Origin of the sequence: Leptolyngbya sp. NK1-12 (assembly GCF_032598965.1) — a bacterium.
Classification (GTDB): domain Bacteria; phylum Cyanobacteriota; class Cyanobacteriia; order Elainellales; family Elainellaceae; genus Elainella.
In genome coordinates this window covers 2,187,950-2,206,421 of record NZ_CP053586.1, presented here as the reverse complement: position 1 = coordinate 2,206,421, position 18,472 = coordinate 2,187,950, and the positions used below count along the sequence as shown (strand labels likewise).

The following is an 18,472-nucleotide window of genomic DNA, read 5'->3' as shown; positions in this document are numbered from 1 at the left end:
TAATACTTAACGCATATCCCTAGCATCGCTGACTAGGGTGGAGAACACCATGTTGACAACGCTTGATACCAGCAGAATTCTGGAGGTTTTACGCCCGGTTCAAGACCCTGAACTGCGCAAAAGTTTGGTGGAGTTGAATATGATCCGCAATATTGAGGTCAAAGACGGAGATGTGCGTTTTACGCTGGTTTTGACGACTCCGGCCTGCCCTTTGCGTCAGTTTATTGTAGAAGACTGCGAGCGAGCGGTGAAAACCTTACCGGGTGTCGAGTCGGTCACGGTAGATGTCACCGCAGAAACTCCGCAGCAAAAAGCCCTGCCCGATCGTACCGGTATTGCTGGCGTCAAAAACATTCTGGCCGTTTCGAGCGGTAAAGGTGGTGTCGGCAAAAGTACGGTGGCTGTGAATGTGGCAGTTGCCTTAGCCCAGAGCGGAGCCAAGGTGGGGTTAATCGACGCCGATATCTACGGACCGAACGCCCCTACAATGCTGGGTCTGTCGGATGCCAAGGTGATGGTGCAGCAAGGGGCAGCCGGAGAAGTGCTGGAGCCAGCCTTTAACTATGGCGTCAAACTCGTCTCAATGGGCTTTTTGATTGATCCGGATCAGCCTGTAATTTGGCGGGGTCCAATGCTGAATGGGATTATCCGCCAGTTTCTTTATCAAGTCAGCTGGGGTGAACTGGATTACCTGATAGTAGACATGCCGCCCGGAACTGGAGACGCTCAGCTGACAATGGCTCAAGCCGTACCGATGGCCGGAGCTGTGATTGTCACCACACCTCAAACTGTTGCGCTTCAGGATGCGCGGCGGGGGCTGCGGATGTTTCAGCAAATGCAGGTGCCAGTGCTCGGCATCGTCGAAAACATGAGCTACTTTGTTCCGCCCGATCTGCCCGACCGTCAGTATGACCTATTTGGCTCTGGAGGTGGCGAAAAAACAGCCAAGGAATTGGGCTTACCGCTGTTGGGGTGTGTGCCGCTGGAAATGCCGCTCCGCGAAGGCGGCGACCGAGGCGTACCAATTGTGATTGAACAGCCAGAATCAGCTTCTGCTCGTGCTCTGACGGCCATTGCTCAGCAGATTGCGGCTAGAGTTTCAGTTGCCGCTCTTAGTTAAGGAGTAACGAAGTTATCGACCCTCTGTCCTCATTCATCAACTGCTGATGCTGCAAAAATCTCTTAGTCGGATTAGCTGGAAGTCACTGATACAGCCGTGGCAAGAACTGGATTGGCTGCTGCTGTTGCTGCCAGTGGGATTAACCCTGTTCGGCGGCATCACCATCCGCAGTACCCAACTCCATCTCGGCGCAACCATTTGGTGGCAGCACTGGGTTACGGGACTAGTGGGGGTATTGATTACTTTAGTGATCGCCCGCTGGCGTTACGAGAACCTGATTCAGTGGCGTTGGATTATCTACGGCATCACTAATCTATCTTTGCTGCTGGTGATTTTTATTGGGACGACGGCCAACGGTGCCCAAAGTTGGGTAGCGATCGGCAATTTCCATGTGCAACCGTCGGAGTTTGCCAAGGTTGGTGTGATTATTACACTGGCAGCCGTTTTGCACGAACATGGTGCTAGATCGCTTGGGATGGTGCTCAAATCCCTAGCAATCACCGCTGTTCCCTGGATTCTGATTATGCTTCAGCCCGATCTGGGTACCTCCTTAGTGTTTGGCGCGATTACCCTGGGGATGCTTTACTGGGCCAATATGAATCCAGGCTGGTTGGTGCTACTGATTTCGCCAATTGTTGCCGCTATCTTGTTTGGCGTCTTTTTGCCCGGTTGGCTGGCTTGGGTGGGGCTGGTAGCTGTGATCGGCTGGCGGACCCTACCTTGGGCTGTTTCGGGGAGCTTTATGGCAGCCGTCGTCAACTTAGTGGCAGGCGGCTTAGGTAGCTTTATCTGGCAGCATGTGTTGAAAGAATACCAGCGAGATCGCTTGACCTTGTTCTTAGATCCAGACAAAGACCCCTTAGGCGGCGGCTATCACTTGATTCAGTCCCGGATTGCCATCGGAGCAGGGCAACTGTTTGGACGCGGTTTAAATCAAGGGACTCAGACACAGCTCAATTTCATTCCAGAACAGCACACAGATTTTATTTTTTCTGCGATTGGTGAGGAATTTGGCTTTGTTGGCTGCATTATCGTGCTGCTTGTCTTTTGGTTGATTTGTTTACGCTTAGTCATCATTGCCCAAAACGCGAAGGACAACTTTGGTTCGCTGCTGGCAATTGGCGTTTTATCAATGATTGTTTTTCAGGTGCTCATCAACATTGGCATGACTATTGGCTTGGCACCGATCACTGGCATCCCGCTTCCCTGGTTGAGCTATGGGCGTTCGGCGCTGTTGACCAATTTTATTGCCTTAGGAATCGTGGAATCGGTGAGTAATTACCGACATCGGCTAAAGTTCTAACCCAGTAGTTACAGCAGAGCTTTAGAAGCCGCTACAACTGAACAGCTTTGCTGGGGATAACCATCGCAAATTTTTATCAATCGATGGATTAATCCCACTGACGAAATGCCGTATTCTAAGGAAGAACGCTTATACTAATTGGGTCAACCACAATGATTCTGCCTGGTTCTGCGGTTCGCATTAAGAACCCCAACGATATTTATTACGGCTATCAAGGATTAGTGCAGCGGATCAGCAGCGGTAACGCAGCCGTTTTGTTTGAGGGTGGCAATTGGGACAAACTGGTGACGTTCCGGCTTTCCGAATTAGAACTGGTAGACGCGACCGCCGGACGAGCCAAAAAGTAGTTTTTAACGGTTTACCATGCGGTTGCCCCTGCCTCAGTTCAGTAGCCAAGATCGCCATCCCAACTATATTGCAGAGGTGGTTGAAACCGCGACGGCTGAATTTTTGGCTCAATGTCTAGAGCCAGACGATCTCAGCTTTGCGATAATGCCACCTTTTGGCAGTTGGGTTAAGGCGAGGGACGAGGATTCAGGTAACCAAATTTATGCGGTGGTTTACCACGTCACGACAAGCCCAATCGATTCGGTCCATCGGGCTAGGGCATTGGGGCTGTCTCTGCAAGAGTTAAGGGACCAGCAGCCGCAAATTTTTGCCATGCTCAAAACCGAATTCCGAGCTGCAATTGTGGGCTATCAGCCACCTTTGGACTCCGTCCCGCAACCGCGAATGGACTCCGTCCCGCGAACAGAACGAAATGGCTTCAGCCATCAGGCCATCCTCAGCGAAACGGTGTACCAGCACTTGCCTCCCCGGCCACCCCAGGTGCATCAGGCTGTTTACTACTGTGAACCGGAAGAAATTGTTCACTTCAGTCAGCAGCTCGATTTTCTCAGAACACTGCTTCAGGTCAACGGCGCTCCAGTTGATAGTTTGACCGCGGCTGCAATTCGGGAGATTTATCGCTTGCGGCAGGCCGATCGAGACTGGTTAGTGCAAGCCGGTCGAACACTCAGCTTGCTGTTAAAAGATGATTACGATCGCCTGCGGACTATTCTGAGCCAAATTCATCTGTGAATAAATACCATCCATAAGTACATCTCTAAACAGATTTTTGCCTCTATGCTTTTAAGGTAGTGTCACCGCAAGCAGCCTTTTGCGGCCTAGCTCTTCTTGTGCCGCAGTCATGCCGTACTTGTGCCGTGCTTGCGCCATCAACCTATCTTCCTGAACTAGGAATCTATGCATCTAGAGCCAATTGTCTCCTTTGCGATTCTGCTGGCAATCATTTTGATCGTGCCGCTGATTTTTGAGCGTTTGAAATTGCCAGGCATTTTAGGGTTGTTGCTGACTGGAGTCCTGTTGGGGCCCAACGGTCTTCAGGTACTGGACAACGACTCCGAAACCATGCGGCTGCTCTCTGGCATTGGCCTAGTGTATCTGCTGTTCATGGCAGGGCTGGAGATCGACCTAGCGCAGTTCCGCGCTACCAAGTACCGTTCCGCCGGGTTTGGCTTTCTTACCTTTGCTGTTCCTCTAATTACCGGCACGATTGTAGGACGATTGTTCGGGTTTGATTGGAATCCTTCGATTTTAATTGGCTCCTTGTTCGCCTCCCACACACTGTTGGCCTACCCTATCATCAGTCGGCTAGGCGTGGTAAACAACGAAGCTGTTACCGTCACGATCGGTGCAACCATCTTCACTGATGTTGGAGCTTTACTGGTTTTAGCCGTCTGTGTCGGAATCAACAAAGGTAACTTTAGCGCCCTCAGCTTGGGGAGCTTGCTGCTCGCCCTTTTGATTTATTCGGCTGTGATTTTGTTTGGCTTCAGTTGGTTGGGCAAAGAGTTCTTTCGGCGGTCTGGCGATGAAGAGGGCAATCAGTTTTTGTTCGTGCTGCTGGTGGTGTTCGTCTCGGCCTTAGGTGCAGAACTGATTGGGGTGGAGAAAATCGTCGGGGCGTTTTTGGCAGGATTAGCCGTTAACAGCATTGTGGGTGATGGTCCAGTTAAAGAAAAAATCCTGTTTGTCGGCACAGTGCTGTTCGTTCCGATTTTCTTTGTGGATGTCGGATTGCTGATTGACCTACCTGCTTTTGTGCGCAGCATGGGTGCAATTGGGCTAACGCTAACGATTCTGGTCGGGTTGATTGGCAGCAAATTTCTCGCTGCTTTGCTGGCCCAGTTGGCCTACCGCTATAGCTGGCGGGAAGGTATTACGATGTGGTCTCTCTCAATGCCACAGGTTGCAGCCACCCTAGCAGCTACGTTTGTTGGCTACCGGGAAGGCATGTTGACCGAAGACGTGCTGAATAGCGTCATCGTGCTGATGCTGGTTACATCGACCCTGGGGCCTTTAATTACGGCTCGTGCTGCTGCCGGTTTAACACCGACAAGCGAACCCCTTTTGGATTTAGAAATCGAACAACCTGAAATCCCATCGGTAGCACTGGAGCCAGAGCAACTGACTATTGTTGTTCCCGTCTATAACCCCAACACCGAGCGCAATCTCCTAGAAATGGCTGCCCTACTTGCCCAACATGCAGCAGGCCGAATTGTACCACTCGCCGTTGCCCCAGCCCATGCGCACATGGATGCACCAGAACTTGATCAGGCCTTGCAGCGCAGTCGCGCCCTATTGGCACGCGCTACCGAGCTAGGACAGGAATTTGGGGCCGTCGTCGAACCATTGTTACGAATTGATGACAACGTGGCCCAGGGCATTAGCCGCGCCAGTCGGGAACAGGAAGCTAGTCTGATCGTGATGGGATGGGGGCAAACCGCTGGATTACGTGCTCGTCTATTTGGCAGTTTAATCGACCGCACACTTTGGTCAGCTCACTGTCCAGTAGCCGTCACTCGCCTCCTGCAACCGGCTGCTACGATTCGTCGCATTCTAGTTCCGGTTGAAACACCAGCCCGTAAAGCATTACAAACAGTTCGATTTGCGTCAATTTTAGCGAAGGCCAATCAAGTCGAGATGACCCTGCTGCATGTGGTCGACCCCCATAGCTCACCCGACCGAATGACCTGGCTCAAGTCGCAGTTGGATTGGCTATCTGCTCAGGCCAATGCCGCCGTTAAACCTGAAATTCAAATTCTGCAAGCCGAAGATGTGGTCAGCACCATTGTGCAGCAAGCTCATGCCTACGATCTAGTAATTCTGCGAGCCTCCCGACGACGCAGCAGCGGCATTGGTGAATTAACCCTAGGCAGCATTACCGTTCCAATTGTGAAACAGCTCAACTGTTCAGTGATTACCCTCGGAGAGCCACAGCGCAAGCCGCTTATGCGCCCCCTGTATCGGTCACACGCCAGCTCAGTTTCAAATTCAGCCAAAAGTTCCACAGCGTAACGGCAGCAATCGCAATCAAATTGGCCAAGTAGCGGTTGAGGCCAAACCCGTTGAATAGCAAATTCAGCAAAAGCACGTTCAGAATCAGCCCAGCCAGACAGATCAGGTTGAACTTGAGCAGCCGCTTTAGCCGCTGCTTCCAGCCCGACTGCTGCCTAGAAATATCGCCAAAGGTCCAGCGATCGTTCCAGAGAAAGTTATTGATAATTGCAATTTCTGAGGCAATGATTTTGCTCCGGGTTAGGCCCCAACCCAAAGTTGCTGGATCGCTCAGCAAATACAGCACCGCCATGTCTACAAACACACCGCTCAGGCCCACCAAGCCAAACCGCAAAAAGCGCTGCACAGGAAGCTGATACTTTTGCCGCAGCCGAGAAATACGTCCACGAGAGCGCAGTTTGGCCAGATGCAGCAGGTAGTCAACATACTGCCGCCAGGTTACTTTGCTCTCGCCTTCCTGCCGTTCTTGAAACACATAGCCAACTTCCGCCACCTGCTGAACGTTTCCCCGCCCCAATACTTCCAGCAAAATTTTGTAGCCCAGCGGATTCAGTTCTTGCTCGGCAATGGCACGGCGATGTACTAGGAAATAACCGCTCATCGGGTCAGACACCCGCCCCACCACACTCGGCAAAATCAGCAGCCCCAGCACCTGCGCTCCCCGCGACAGAAATCGCCGCACTGGACTCCACTCGCTGACACCACCCCCTTCGATATGACGGCTGGCCACGGCCAAATCAGCGCCCTGTTCGATTGCCGATAGCAGTTTCAGCAGCACCTCTGGTGGATGTTGCAAATCGCCATCGATGACGCCCAGAATTTCGCCCTTAGACATCTGCCAACCGCGAATCACAGCCGTAGACAATCCCCGTTCGGTTTGTCGCCGCATCACTTGCAGTTGAGGGTAGCTGGCGGTCAAGGCTTGCGCCGTTTCCCAAGTGCGATCCGGACTATCATCATCCACCACGATCAGCTCATAGCGGCCTAGCAGGACTGGATCGAGCAATTCACTGAGCTTGTGCACCACAGCCGCGATATTTTGCCCTTCGTTATAGGTGGGAATCACCAGTGAAAACTGGCAACTTCCTGGAGCTGCAACCGCGGCAGGAATTTGTAGTCTACCCGTCGAAACAGCTAGCAGTGGACGAATGGGGAATGGATTCATCAAAAATAGGAAGAATTACGTCTCAAAACCAGGCTGGTTCAACAAAATCAATTCAGCAAGAGTAATTCAGCCCTGCGCCAAACCAAGGGAGCTAGGGTTCATACCTACAGGTTTCGCATCGATCTACCTCATTCTCCTATGACGACAGAACTTTCTTTTAGGTTCTTCTTAGGTTCTTCTGGGTCAGGCTGATTATCCCAATCCTGGCGAATCCTGTAGGGCGGGCTTTCGCTGCAAAGGGCAAGATATCTCCACTCCATTCAAGGTTGAATGACTTAGAGCTTGTTTGTAAACAAAGATTGAGATCCCCCTAAATCCCCCTTAAAAAGGGGGACTTCAGAGATTTAACTCGGTTCCCTCCTTATTTAACGTGAGTTCGGGATAAGGAAGGGTGGAACAGATACAGTTGAAAGTACCTAATTCTCAACGCATCTGACCACCCTATGCTTAGTTTAGAAGCCCTTTTTTGCCATGTCGATGATTTTTGCCGATGGTTTGAACCGCGCTGGCAGCAGCACTTATTGGGCGAAGGACTACAGCGTCGTTCCCGCTCCCGCAGCCGCAGCTTAAGCGAGATGATGACAATCTTGATTGCCTTCCATCAGTCGGCCTATCGCAACTTCAAGTGGTTTTATACCCAGTTCGTCTGTCGTTACTGGCGCAAAGCCTTTCCTCGATTAGTCAGTTACCAACGCTTCGTGGAGTGGATGCCATCGACCCTCATTCCCCTGTGCGCCTACTTGCGCCACTGCTTCGGACGCTGTACGGGCATCAGCTTTATGGATTCGACCAGTATCAAGGTTTGCCATAACCGCCGCATCGCCTCTCACAAGGTATTCAAGCCTCTAGCTGCTAGAGGCAAAACGTCGGTGGACTGGTTCTTCGGCTTTAAGCTGCATCTGGTGATGAACGAGCAAGGAGAGTTGCTCAACGCGATCCTCACCCCTGGCAATGTCGATGACCGTCAGCCAGTTCCCCAATTGCTGCAACAGCTTTTCGGCAAAGTGTTTGGCGACCGGGGCTATGTCTCCCAGAAACTCGCCCTGCAACTGTGGCACGATTGGGGAATTCAACTGATTACCAAGCTCAAACGGAATATGAAGAACCGCTTGATGCCATTGGCAGATAAGCTGCTCCTACGGCGACGAGCCATTATTGAATCGGTGATTGACCAGTTGAAGAACATTTCTCAGATTGAGCATTCTCGTCATCGTTCACCCGTCAACTGCTTGGTCAATCTGGTCTGTGGATTAATTGCCTACTGCCATCAGCCCAAGAAACCATCCCTCATCCCTGATACCTTTTTGCCTGAGCCTATTTAACCCGAACTCACGTTATTTAAGGAGGGTTAGGGAGGATCAGATGTGAAGTCGATTCTAGCCTCTTAAAATTCATTTACAAACAGTCTCTTAATGGCTCTTAATCGCTCTTACGCTTATTTGCTGCTGACTACTGACACTCTGCCGCGATTAAAGCTAAACCAGAAAAGAGTTGCCGCTGCCGTTTCTCAAATACCAGGCAACGGTACGCAAAAATGAGCGAGCTGAACCCAGTATGGCTTGAGACAGACTTAATCAAGGACAGATTATGCAGAAACGAGATTCTTTGCGGTGGTGGGCACCGTTTGGGCAATGGCGCTGGTTGATTGGCCTATGTCTAGTGGCCGGGTTAATCTTCCGCTGTGTCACGCTCGATCACGTGTATTGGTATGACGAAGCGTTCACTTCACTACGCATCTCAGGCTATACCGAAGCTGAAGTTGTTCAAGCCTTGACTGCCCAGCCGCCCGTTGCCCCCGCCGCGTTTGAGAAATACAGACAGATTAATCCCAACAGAGAACTGAGCGATACGGTCAGCGGCTTAGCCGAGGAAGAACCGCAGCACACACCACTCTATTACGTACTGGTGCGAGTTTGGGCCAGCCTGTTTGGTGATTCGGTTGCGACAATTCGCTCGTTTTCCATTGCTCTGAGCATTCTGGCCCTTCCTTGTATGGCATGGCTGTGTTGGGAGCTGTATCGTTCTACCTGGACAAGTTGGCTGGGCATGGCGCTACTGGCGGTTTCGCCCTTCCAGATTATTTATGCGCAAGAAGCTCGTCCTACCGTGCTTTGGGTTGTGATGACGCTCGTGTCTAGCGCCACATTACTGCGGGCACTGCGAGTAAAAACGACCACGAGCTGGCTGCTCTATGCCTTCACCATGACCCTGAATCTCTATACGTTTCTGTTTTCTGCCATTGTTGCGATTGCCCATGCGGTTTATGTCTTGGGAGTGCAGCGTCGCTGGACAGTTAGTTTGGAACGATTTGTGATTGCGTTGCTGATCAGTCTGATTGCATTCGGGCCGTGGCTGTTTGTCTTGGCCACCAAAACCTCGCAGGTAGACACGGTCACAAGTTGGGTCACGGTCGAAAATCAGTTTAGCTTGTTTGAATTAATTAAACTTTGGAGCTACCACTCGCGCATACCCTTTGTGGATCGGGGTGAACTAACGCTGCCGCCTGGACTGTGGCATCTGTTTATGCTGTTTCAGGTTGTTGTGCGGCTGTCGGTGATCTATGCACTGTATATTCTTTGGCGACGCACTTCCTTCCGCACCTGGTTCTTTGTCTTCACGTTGATTGCCGTTCCAGCCTTGGCGCTGACGCTGCCCGATCTGGTCTTAGGCGGTCTGCGCTCCACGATTCCGCGCTATCAAGTGCCGGTCTACGTGGGGTTTGGGTTGGCGATGACCTTTCTGCTATCGCGGTATTTGACTCCAACAGCTCCAGAAGCGAAAAAAAACCGCTGGCCAGACCGATGCGGACAAGCCGTTGCTGTTTTGGTGCTTCTGGCTGGTATCCTGTCATCGATCTTGATTATCCAGTCACCCACTTGGTGGCATAAAGTGCACAACAGCAGCCTGCCCAGATTAGCCGAAATCGTGAATCAGAGCGAGCAGCCTTTGGTGGTCAGCGATGCTGAAGTCGGCGATCTCTTGGCCTTCAGCTACTACCTAGAGCCAAACGTGCGGCTACTAGTACGGCCCCAGTGCTATGCCTGCCAAAACTCGGATCGGGATTTAGTTAATACTCCCTACCTGCCCCCTATTCCCGATGGGTTCAGCGACGTTTACCTATTCAATCCCCGGCCTCTGGCTCCCTGGCTAGAGCAGCTCGACCAGCAGACCACTTACGAGATTGAGACCCTTTCAGAAGGATTCAATAATTGGCTCTGGCGGATTCAGACAGATTCAGTTAGATAGACAGCTAGATAGATAGCAGAGTTGAGCCGTGCGCTCATTCCTCCTATTCCAGTTCGATCGTTCTGCCGGTTTCTGCCGAGCGGCGAATCGCGTCCGCTACTTTGAGAGCGTACAAACTGGCATCCAGAGACACGTAAAGCGGTGCTCCGGTGGTCAAGTAATCCAGCACCATCGCTGTATCTTTGGCAAATAGGCCACGCCGACTGCCCATTTCTAGCGAACGGGTTTGGTTGGCCTGGACCAACGTGCCTTGCTCACCATCGACAAAAATCCCGCCTTCAGCCGCGTGAATTTCTAGGGTGCGAGCACTGCGCCAGATCGCTTCACCCTTGCCATAAACCACTTCAGCCACCAACCCGTTTGCAAACCGCAGTTGAGCTGTACAAAGGCAGGAGGTATACTGATCCGATTCAGCAGACTCATGCCAAAACCGCGCCTGCCCAGTCACCGTTGCCACCCGTCCAAACAAATTCGTGAGACGATGGATGCGCGAAACAGCCCCCATGAATGGAAAGCCAAACTGGTCCAATGAGTAGGTCCATTTCTGCGGCGCAGGACGCTGAGCGTTGAGGTTGGTGTAGCGTACATAAAGGGGCGTGCCGATCTCCGCCAACGCGGTTTGTACCGCCTGATGAATGCCGCTGAGCAGCTCAATATGTTCGACATGCAGCAGTTTGTTTTGCTGATGCGCCAGACTCACTAACGCTTCGGCCTCAGCCCACTCTAGCGCCAGGGGATATTCGACCACCACATGCTTGCCTGCCTGCAAGGCTGCCCGTGCAATCGGACCATGATCGCGATTAATGGTGGCAATTACGAGCAGATCCAGTTCAGCCCGGTTTACTAGTTCCATCCAGGAGGCTGCCGGTTGGGCTGCATAGGTTTCGCTAAACGCACGAGCCTTGTCGATTGTATGACCAGCCACAGCTACAAGCTGAGCGCGCGCATCGGCTTGTAGACTTTCGGCTCTCACCTTGGCGGCATAGCCAGTGCCGACTAATCCCACTCGAATCGGATGCATGACTTTCTCGAATTCGCTAAGGTAAATATTAAGACATGTTAAATATTAAGCTGTATTAAGTCATTAGAAGCGCATGGAAGTACCCCTTGGTTTGAATGGTCCTGCAGTATCGCCCCTCGGTATTGGCACCTGGGCATGGGGCGATAAGCTGTTCTGGAATTACGGTAAGGAATACGATGCTGCCGATCTGCAGGCGGCCTTTAAAACCGCTCTCGATTCGGGCATTCTTTTTTTCGACACGGCTGAAATTTATGGATTTGGCGAATCAGAGCGGCTCTTGGGCGAGTTTATGCAGCAAACCGATCGTCCAGTTACGATTGCCACCAAGTATTTTCCCCTGCCCTGGCGGTTTAATGCCGATGCGGTAGCCGATGCCCTCACCGCTAGCCTGAAACGATTACAGTTACCTACGGTTACGCTTTACCAGGTGCATTGGCCGTTTGATTTCTTAATGGGACAGACCACATTGATGAACGCTCTAGCTGATGAAGTGAAGCAGGGTCGGATTCAAGCAGTTGGGGTGAGCAACTATTCAGCCGAACAAATGCGGCAGGCGCACCGGTTGCTGGCCGATCGGGGTGTGCCTCTGGCGGTAAATCAGGTGCAGTATTCCCTGCTAGCACGCCAAATTGAGCGAAACGGGGTTCTGTCTACCGCCCGTGAGCTAGGTGTGACGATTTTGGCCTACAGCCCACTGGCCCAAGGGTTGCTGACTGGCAAATACACGCCCGAAACCTACACCCCGCCAACCGGTGCCCGCAAGCTCGATCCGCGCTTCAGCCGCAGTGGTTTAGAAAAATTAGCGCCGGTGATTAACCTGCTGAAGTCGATTGGGGAACGGCATGGCCGCACCCCTGCCCAGGTGGCCTTGAACTGGTTAATTGCCCAGGGCAACGTGATCCCAATTCCGGGAGCCAAAAACCCAAACCAAGTTGAGCAAAACGCCGGAGCGCTCGGCTGGTCGTTGACTGAATCGGAAGTGGCTGAGCTAGCGGCTGCAACTCAGAAGGATTGAGAATGGTCTACTAGATCCAACCACTTCAGGCGAGCATTATCAAGAGCGTTCGTCGCGAAATTGCAGGTTCTCTAGCATAATCGTCGAGCGTGGCTCAAACCCATCTCCGTATTCGGCTGGATAGTGGGTCAAGGCATAGAAGGAACGCCCTTGGTAATCGCCGATATAAATTGAGCCAAAATAATCTGTTTTGTCAGCCCGCTGCTGATAGATTAGCTTTTCTCGTGCCCAAGCATAGCTGACAATATCGGTGCGATCGACCAATTCCCAGTTATTAGTTGCCAACAAGCCATTCTCGCTCAGCAGCAGTTCGCGCATCTCTTCCACAGTGGTGCGGCGAGACGGCATGAAGATTTGCACATAGGCAGTCTCGTCTTTTTTGCCGCCGGGACTGAAAATAAACTGAGCTACCGTACCCTGATCGGAACTATCGACCTTGTCCTGAAAATCTTTTTTGGGCACATAGGTGGTAAATGGCAGCGCGGACTGATCGAACAGGCGCAGTTCCATTTCAACGACTTCCCCTTCAATCGTCATCGGCATGATGCGCGTATCAGGGCGAAGTTTTTCGGTTACAGAACTAGGACCAGCATTTTCCGCAAGCAATTCTACTGGCGATTCTGCTGGCGATTCCACAGGGGCAGTCAGCGAAGTGTCTGAAGTCGCGGCCTGCTTCGCCGAACCCAACGAAGTGCAGCCGCTGATACTCAACCCGATCCCTAGCAGCAAATAGATGGCCTGACGTGGCTTCATGACAACCCTCCCGGCATCATTCCACCACAAAATTCACCAACTTACCAGGCACGACAATCACCTTTTTAATATCTTTACCGGCAATGTATTTTTGTGCTAATTCCGATTCGCGGGCATACTGCTCCAGCATCTGCTTGTCGGCCTGAGCAGGCACCTGAATCGTGCCGCGAGTTTTCCCCATGATTTGAATCACCAGCGCAATTTCATCCACCACCAAAGCAGACGGATCAGCTTGCGGCCAAGCTTGCTGATGCACTGACCCTTCACGCTCTAAGCTGTGCCACAGTTCTTCAGCCAAGTGAGGCGCGAAGGGGGCCAATAGGCGCAACAAGGTTTCAATCCCTTCTGCATAGATAGGCGAATCCTTGCAGGTCGCATCGCTGAGGGCATTATTCAGTTTCATCAGCTCCGAAACGGCAGTATTGAACTGGTAATCGCCCTCCAAGTCTTCACTCACTTGCTGAATCGCATAGTGAATGGCATAGCGCAGATCCTTTTCTGCCTTGCTCAACTGCCCCTGACCTGATTTCTGGCCCGCCCGTTGAACTGCGTTGCGCTCAGCAAATTCCGTCACCAAACGCCATACCCGGTTTAAAAAGCGGAACTGACCCTCGACATCGGCATCGTCCCATTCCAGATCTTTCTCCGGCGGCGCTTTGAACAAGATAAACATGCGTGCGGTATCGGCTCCATATTTCGCCAGCACTTGCTCTGGGTCAATGCCGTTATACTTCGACTTCGACATCTTCTCAAAGACCACTTCCAGCGGTTCGCCGGTTTCCGGATCTGTGGGATTCGACAAATCAAGCTGACTGGGAGCAAAGTACTTGCCGGTTTTCGGGTTTTTGTAGGCGGCAGCCTGCACCATGCCCTGGGTCAATAAGCGCTTGAACGGTTCATCAAAGTTGAGCAAGCCCCGGTCCCGCAGCACCTTGGTAAAGAAGCGCGAGTAGAGCAAATGCAAAATTGCATGCTCGATGCCGCCTACATACTGATCCACCGGCATCCAGTCGTTGGTTTTGGCCGGGTCGAACACTTGCTGCTCGTTGCAGGCATCCGGATAGCGCAGGTAATACCAGGACGAACAAATGAATGTATCCATCGTGTCCGTTTCCCGACGGGCCGGTTCTCCGCAGCTCGGGCAGGGGACATTGATCCAGGATTCCAATTTCGCCAACGGAGAGGGGCCGCGTCCAGAGAACTCTACGTCTTCAGGCAAGCAAACCGGCAACTGATCATCGGGGACCGGCACAATCCCACAGCTCGGACAATGCACCACCGGAATCGGGCAGCCCCAGTAGCGTTGACGGGAAATCAACCAGTCCCGCAGGCGATAATTAGCGGTACCCGTGCCCTTGCCATGCTGCTCTAACCACTGCACTGCCGCCTCCACACTTTGACCGGCTCCCTTGCCAGCAGGCACTCCATCTAAGGGACCAGAATGCACCATGACGCCATCATGGGGATAGGCTTCAATCATGGTATCCGCATCAATGGTCTGATCCGGCGGCTGCACCACCACTTTAATCGGCAGGTTGAATTTTTTGGCAAACTCAAAGTCACGCTGATCATGGGCTGGAACCGCCATAATTGCGCCGGTACCGTAACCCATCAGCACATAATCGGCGATCCAGATCGGTATTCGCTCGTCATTCACTGGGTTAATCGCATAGCTGCCGGTCCAGACGCCGGTTTTTTCCCGATCCTCAGCGGTACGGTCGATCTCGCTTTTACTTGCTGCTTCGGCTTGATAGGCTTTGACCTGCTTTGCCTGCTTAGCTGTAGTCAATTTCTCGACTAAGGGATGCTCTGGCGACAGCACCATGAAGGTTGCGCCCCAAAGCGTATCCGGACGGGTGGTAAAAATCGGCAGCTCATCTCCGGCTTCGGTTGTAAATACCACTTCGGCTCCGGTCGATTTGCCAATCCAGTTCTCCTGCATCAACCGCACCCGTTCCGGCCAGCCATCGAGCTGTTCCAGATCCTTGAGCAACTGGTCGGCATAGGCGGTAATTTTGAAGAACCACTGCTTTAGCAGACGCCGCTCTACCATAGCGCCGGATCGCCAGGAACGCCCTTCGCTGTCTACCTGCTCGTTGGCTAACACCGTTTGGTCAACCGGATCCCAGTTCACAGCCGCCTCTTTCTGATAGGCGAGGCCCGCCTTCAAAAACTCCAAGAAAATCCACTGGGTCCAGCGGTAGTAGTCGGGCGAGCAGGTGGTGACTTCCCGCTGCCAGTCATAGGACAACCCCAAGCGCTGCAACTGTGCCCGCATCTGCGCAACATTCTGGTAGGTCCATTTGGCTGGATGCACGCCTCGATCAATCGCGGCATTCTCGGCTGGCAGCCCAAAGGCATCCCAACCCATGGGGTGGAGTACTCGATAGCCCTGCATCCGCCGCACCCGCGCGATCACATCGGTGATGGTATAGTTACGGACATGCCCCATGTGCAGGTTGCCGGAGGGATAGGGGAACATCGACAGCGCATAAAATTTGGGCTTATCGGTCGCTTCCGGGGTTTGGTCCACACCCTGCTCGGCCCAATGCTGCTGCCATTTGTCCTCAATTGCTGCCGGATTATAACGGGACTCCACGCACTGATCTCCTATGGATGAGTGAGCTGTTTCTACACCATTCTAAAGGAAGGGTGAAAGATGCAGGGGACGGATAGCAAAGAGATTTGGTTCCTCTTCAGGCAACTTGATTTGCGACTTTAGCCACCTCACACCGCATCAATGACTTCACCGAGATGGAAAAGGCTGAATCTAATCCACTAAAAGTATTCGTCTACGGCACGCTGAAGCCCGGTGAGATTAACTATGATCACTACTGCCAAGGCCGAGTTCTGCATGCACAAGCAGCCATTATGATCGGCCAACTGTACGATTTACCCTTTGGCTACCCAGCTATGACGGTTGGCAATAGTCTAGTATATGGCTTCCTGCTTTCGTTTGCCGATCCAGCGATACTGACTCACCTCGATCAGCTCGAAGAGTATGATCCCAATCGGCCTACGGAGCAGAATGAATATGTTCGCGTGGCGGCAGAGGTATTTGACTTGAATCACCGCTCTCTAGGACAGGCTTGGGTGTACCAGATGGACAAAACGCTGGTAAACAAACTTGGCGGCATTCTGCTGCCTCAAGGACGCTGGGGTAGCCCAACGGGTAGCCAAGCAGAGTACCGCCTGTAGGATTCTATAGTTACGTCACAAGTTCAAACCAAGAATCAATCCAGCAACTAAGACTGTAACTACCGAATCGTTTGGGGAGAGTCCTGAAGAACACCAGGAGCAACGGCAGCCTTAGGGATTTCAATGGGTGGGTGGTTGATCGCAATCATTAAGCCATCGCTGGGGACATCCTCATTGGGTGTCAGCGAGTCGGCTATCGACGGAGCGTAATTGTTTTGCGGTAGGGCGCTAAACAGGGCACCAATCAGGACAGCCGCTGCCGCCAAACCACCCCAGATTAACCGTTTCGGCTGACGCTCAATCCGCGCTGTCACCCGATCAACTAGCTGATCAACGCTTTGCTCGGACTGAGTGATGGGTAGCGTATGCAGCCGCTGTCGCAGGGTGAGCAATCGCGTGTAGAGTTGCTGCGTTTTGGCATCCGTAGCCAGCCACTGTTCAACTTGCCGCCGCTCGTTAGCCGAAACCTCGCCATCCAGGTAAGCGCTAAGTAGCTCAAACCGGTCGCGCTGCATTATAGAACATAGCTCTGGATGAGCTTCAGCACTGGATTCGGCAATAAGGCATTCGTTGCTCTGCTCAGTATTGATCGACTCTTTGGGGTTGTTGCGTTCGTCAAATTCATCAAGATGGTTGATCATGTTGAGAGTCTCTGGAATTAGAAGCCGATATTAATGAATTACCTCAAGTCTCCGATTAGAGTCTCTAAATAGTGTAATGAGCCGGCCAAACTCTGGGTATCTTGCACTAGGCAGAATCACGGTCTATGACTGATCACTCCTTAGATAAGGCTACTGAACTTGGAATCATCCATCCGTCGCAACTATAACACCCGTAAACAAGGATGGGGGTGTAGGGTCAAATCCACTTCATACTTTAGACGGCTTGTGATAAATTTGCTACGCATCGAGATACTGCTGCAATTGTTCCTGAAGCCGCTGACGCGCCCTGGCAATTCTAGATTTGACCGTTCCCAACGAAACTCCGGTAATTTCAGCAATCTCCTCATAGGCCATACCTTCAATTTCGCGTAGCACGATCGTAGTCCGGAAAACTTCTGGCAGATCGGCAATCGCGTGGCGAAGCTGCTCGTAAAATTCCTGAGTGGCCAACTCTTCAGCCGGTCCTGGGGTATCGGAAGCCAGTTCCCAGTCCAGCTCTCCGTCCTCTACCGCCAAGGGTGCGTCTAACGAGAGGGGCACACTGTTGCGCTTGCGTTTGCGTAACTCGTCATAGAACAGGTTAGTGGTGATGCGGCTCAGCCAGCCGCGAAACTTCACTGGTTCCTGTAGCCGTTTGATGTTGCGGTAGACGCGAATCCACACCTCCTGGGCTAGGTCAGCCCGATCGGTCCAATCAGGCGCTAGATGGTAGAGCAATTTTTCTACATGGGGATGATAGCGCCGCATCAGTTCAGCAAATAAGGCTTTGCCGGGGCGGAACCCTGCCTGACACTGCAAAATCAGATCGTAATTCGAGAGTTTTTCAGCGGAAACCGATGTGTGAGGAGCGATTGCCTCAACTGCTGACCAAGATACGGGTAGAGATTCACTACTCATGCGCAGAACTTGACTTTGAGGACTTCCGTTTTTAGAAGACGCTGACATAAGTTCCGAGGTTCCCCTTTATAACGAAGGTTCAAAGTCGAAATTGGTATCCGGCTGCTCGTGGAGGTGAATGTGAGGCAAACCAGCTTAGGCAACACCAATCCCAACTTTGGCAATTTTGCGCTGCCAACGCCCCAATTGCGTCCACCAGTAGGACGGTTTTCTCGCCGTACATCAGCAACTGTGAGCCAAAATCCTGAAGTTTATTGCAGCAATCGAGCCAATGATCCGGGTTTGAGCTATTAATCTAGGGTAGGCGCTGCAATTCTGGAGTCACGCTATGCACAGTCAGTCAGACTATACTCAGCTTACGTTCTACTATCTCAATGGCCAAACCGAATCCTTCATGATTCCGGCAGCTTTGGAAGATGAGACCCGGCACGACATGCGGATTGAAGTCCGCCACATTTTGCAAAAAGACTGGTGGATTCTCAACCTGGACGAGCAGACGGTGATGGTCAATATCGCCAATGTGGTCAAAGTCGAGGTGAAACCATCTCTGACCCAACTGCAAGGCGAAGGCATTTTCTCCAACGCTGAACGGATCACCGCATTAAATCGCAGCCGCTAAGAAGCTGGCGGTTCAAACCGCGCCTACACTGACCAAACCCGGCTTTACGGGTTACCAGCACTTTAAGATAGGAAAGAATCCAGATTCACTTTCTTCAATTCCACATTTGAGCA

General features: G+C 52.1%; 17 protein-coding genes. 11 read left to right on the top strand and 6 right to left on the bottom strand.

What is annotated here, in order from left to right; all coding sequences use genetic code 11:
• Window positions 1-49: 49 nt before the first annotated feature.
• The 5 genes from HJG54_RS09090 to HJG54_RS09070 all read left to right on the top strand — a co-directional run bounded on the left by HJG54_RS09090 (window position 50) and on the right by HJG54_RS09070 (window position 5,783).
• The gene (locus HJG54_RS09090; protein ID WP_316434564.1) at window positions 50-1,120 is read left to right on the top strand and encodes an Mrp/NBP35 family ATP-binding protein; all 1,071 of its coding nucleotides are present in this window, start codon (window positions 50-52) and stop codon (window positions 1,118-1,120) included.
• A 46-nt stretch (window positions 1,121-1,166) separates the two neighbouring features.
• A complete protein-coding gene (gene rodA, locus HJG54_RS09085) occupies window positions 1,167-2,423 on the top strand; it encodes a rod shape-determining protein RodA (RefSeq protein WP_316434563.1) in 1,257 nt (418 codons plus the stop codon).
• Window positions 2,424-2,575: 152 nt separating this feature from the next.
• Window positions 2,576-2,770 carry an NAD(P)H dehydrogenase subunit NdhS gene (locus HJG54_RS09080; protein ID WP_036003882.1) on the top strand — a complete coding sequence of 65 codons (195 nt, stop codon included), beginning with the start codon at window positions 2,576-2,578 and terminating at the stop codon, window positions 2,768-2,770.
• Between the two features lie 16 nt (window positions 2,771-2,786).
• Window positions 2,787-3,503, top strand: coding sequence for an HAS-barrel domain-containing protein (locus HJG54_RS09075; RefSeq protein ID WP_316434561.1), 717 nt, complete (start codon window positions 2,787-2,789; stop codon window positions 3,501-3,503).
• A 165-nt stretch (window positions 3,504-3,668) separates the two neighbouring features.
• Window positions 3,669-5,783 carry a cation:proton antiporter gene (locus HJG54_RS09070; RefSeq protein ID WP_316434560.1) on the top strand — a complete coding sequence of 705 codons (2,115 nt, stop codon included), beginning with the start codon at window positions 3,669-3,671 and terminating at the stop codon, window positions 5,781-5,783.
• On the opposite strand, the gene HJG54_RS09065 is transcribed toward HJG54_RS09070, so the two are convergent.
• Complete coding sequence (locus tag HJG54_RS09065) at window positions 5,716-6,948, bottom strand: glycosyltransferase (protein WP_316434559.1); 1,233 nt, start codon at window positions 6,946-6,948, stop codon at window positions 5,716-5,718. The two genes, HJG54_RS09070 and HJG54_RS09065, sit on opposite strands and share 68 nt — an antisense overlap.
• Window positions 6,949-7,391: 443 nt before the next feature.
• Here HJG54_RS09065 and HJG54_RS09060 point away from each other — a divergent pair, with 443 nt between their 5' ends.
• Window positions 7,392-8,270, top strand: a complete 879-nt coding sequence (locus tag HJG54_RS09060) for an IS982 family transposase (RefSeq protein WP_316429998.1) — start codon at window positions 7,392-7,394, stop codon at window positions 8,268-8,270.
• Between the two features lie 265 nt (window positions 8,271-8,535).
• Window positions 8,536-10,194 carry a glycosyltransferase family 39 protein gene (locus tag HJG54_RS09055; protein ID WP_316434558.1) on the top strand — a complete coding sequence of 553 codons (1,659 nt, stop codon included), beginning with the start codon at window positions 8,536-8,538 and terminating at the stop codon, window positions 10,192-10,194.
• A 43-nt stretch (window positions 10,195-10,237) separates the two neighbouring features.
• On the opposite strand, the gene HJG54_RS09050 is transcribed toward HJG54_RS09055, so the two are convergent.
• A complete protein-coding gene (locus tag HJG54_RS09050; protein ID WP_316434557.1) occupies window positions 10,238-11,215 on the bottom strand; it encodes a Gfo/Idh/MocA family protein in 978 nt (325 codons plus the stop codon).
• 73 nt (window positions 11,216-11,288) lie between these two features.
• Between HJG54_RS09050 and HJG54_RS09045 the strand changes: the two genes are divergently transcribed.
• The gene (locus HJG54_RS09045) at window positions 11,289-12,230 is read left to right on the top strand and encodes an aldo/keto reductase (protein ID WP_316434555.1); all 942 of its coding nucleotides are present in this window, start codon (window positions 11,289-11,291) and stop codon (window positions 12,228-12,230) included.
• A 39-nt stretch (window positions 12,231-12,269) separates the two neighbouring features.
• On the opposite strand, the gene HJG54_RS09040 is transcribed toward HJG54_RS09045, so the two are convergent.
• Together HJG54_RS09040 and leuS are read right to left on the bottom strand one after the other, a co-directional pair.
• A complete protein-coding gene (locus HJG54_RS09040; protein ID WP_316434554.1) occupies window positions 12,270-12,983 on the bottom strand; it encodes a hypothetical protein in 714 nt (237 codons plus the stop codon).
• A gap of 16 nt (window positions 12,984-12,999) precedes the next feature.
• Window positions 13,000-15,582, bottom strand: a complete 2,583-nt coding sequence (gene leuS, locus HJG54_RS09035; RefSeq protein WP_316434553.1) for a leucine--tRNA ligase — start codon at window positions 15,580-15,582, stop codon at window positions 13,000-13,002.
• A 155-nt stretch (window positions 15,583-15,737) separates the two neighbouring features.
• Between leuS and HJG54_RS09030 the strand changes: the two genes are divergently transcribed.
• Window positions 15,738-16,181, top strand: coding sequence for a gamma-glutamylcyclotransferase family protein (locus HJG54_RS09030; RefSeq protein WP_316434551.1), 444 nt, complete (start codon window positions 15,738-15,740; stop codon window positions 16,179-16,181).
• 59 nt (window positions 16,182-16,240) lie between these two features.
• Here the strand turns inward: HJG54_RS09030 and HJG54_RS09025 are convergent, their stop codons facing one another.
• Together HJG54_RS09025 and HJG54_RS09020 are read right to left on the bottom strand one after the other, a co-directional pair.
• Window positions 16,241-16,822: an anti-sigma factor family protein gene (locus tag HJG54_RS09025; protein WP_316434549.1), complete on the bottom strand. Its 582-nt coding sequence runs from the start codon at window positions 16,820-16,822 to the stop codon at window positions 16,241-16,243.
• A 258-nt stretch (window positions 16,823-17,080) separates the two neighbouring features.
• Window positions 17,081-17,740 (bottom strand): sigma-70 family RNA polymerase sigma factor, encoded by a 660-nt coding sequence (locus HJG54_RS09020; RefSeq protein ID WP_316434548.1) that lies wholly within the window; start codon window positions 17,738-17,740, stop codon window positions 17,081-17,083.
• 120 nt (window positions 17,741-17,860) lie between these two features.
• On the opposite strand from HJG54_RS09020, the gene HJG54_RS09015 reads away from it, so the two are divergent.
• Window positions 17,861-18,034 carry a hypothetical protein gene (locus HJG54_RS09015; protein WP_316434547.1) on the top strand — a complete coding sequence of 58 codons (174 nt, stop codon included), beginning with the start codon at window positions 17,861-17,863 and terminating at the stop codon, window positions 18,032-18,034.
• Between the two features lie 34 nt (window positions 18,035-18,068).
• Complete coding sequence (locus tag HJG54_RS09010; protein ID WP_036003855.1) at window positions 18,069-18,359, top strand: hypothetical protein; 291 nt, start codon at window positions 18,069-18,071, stop codon at window positions 18,357-18,359.
• Window positions 18,360-18,472 lie beyond the last annotated feature (113 nt).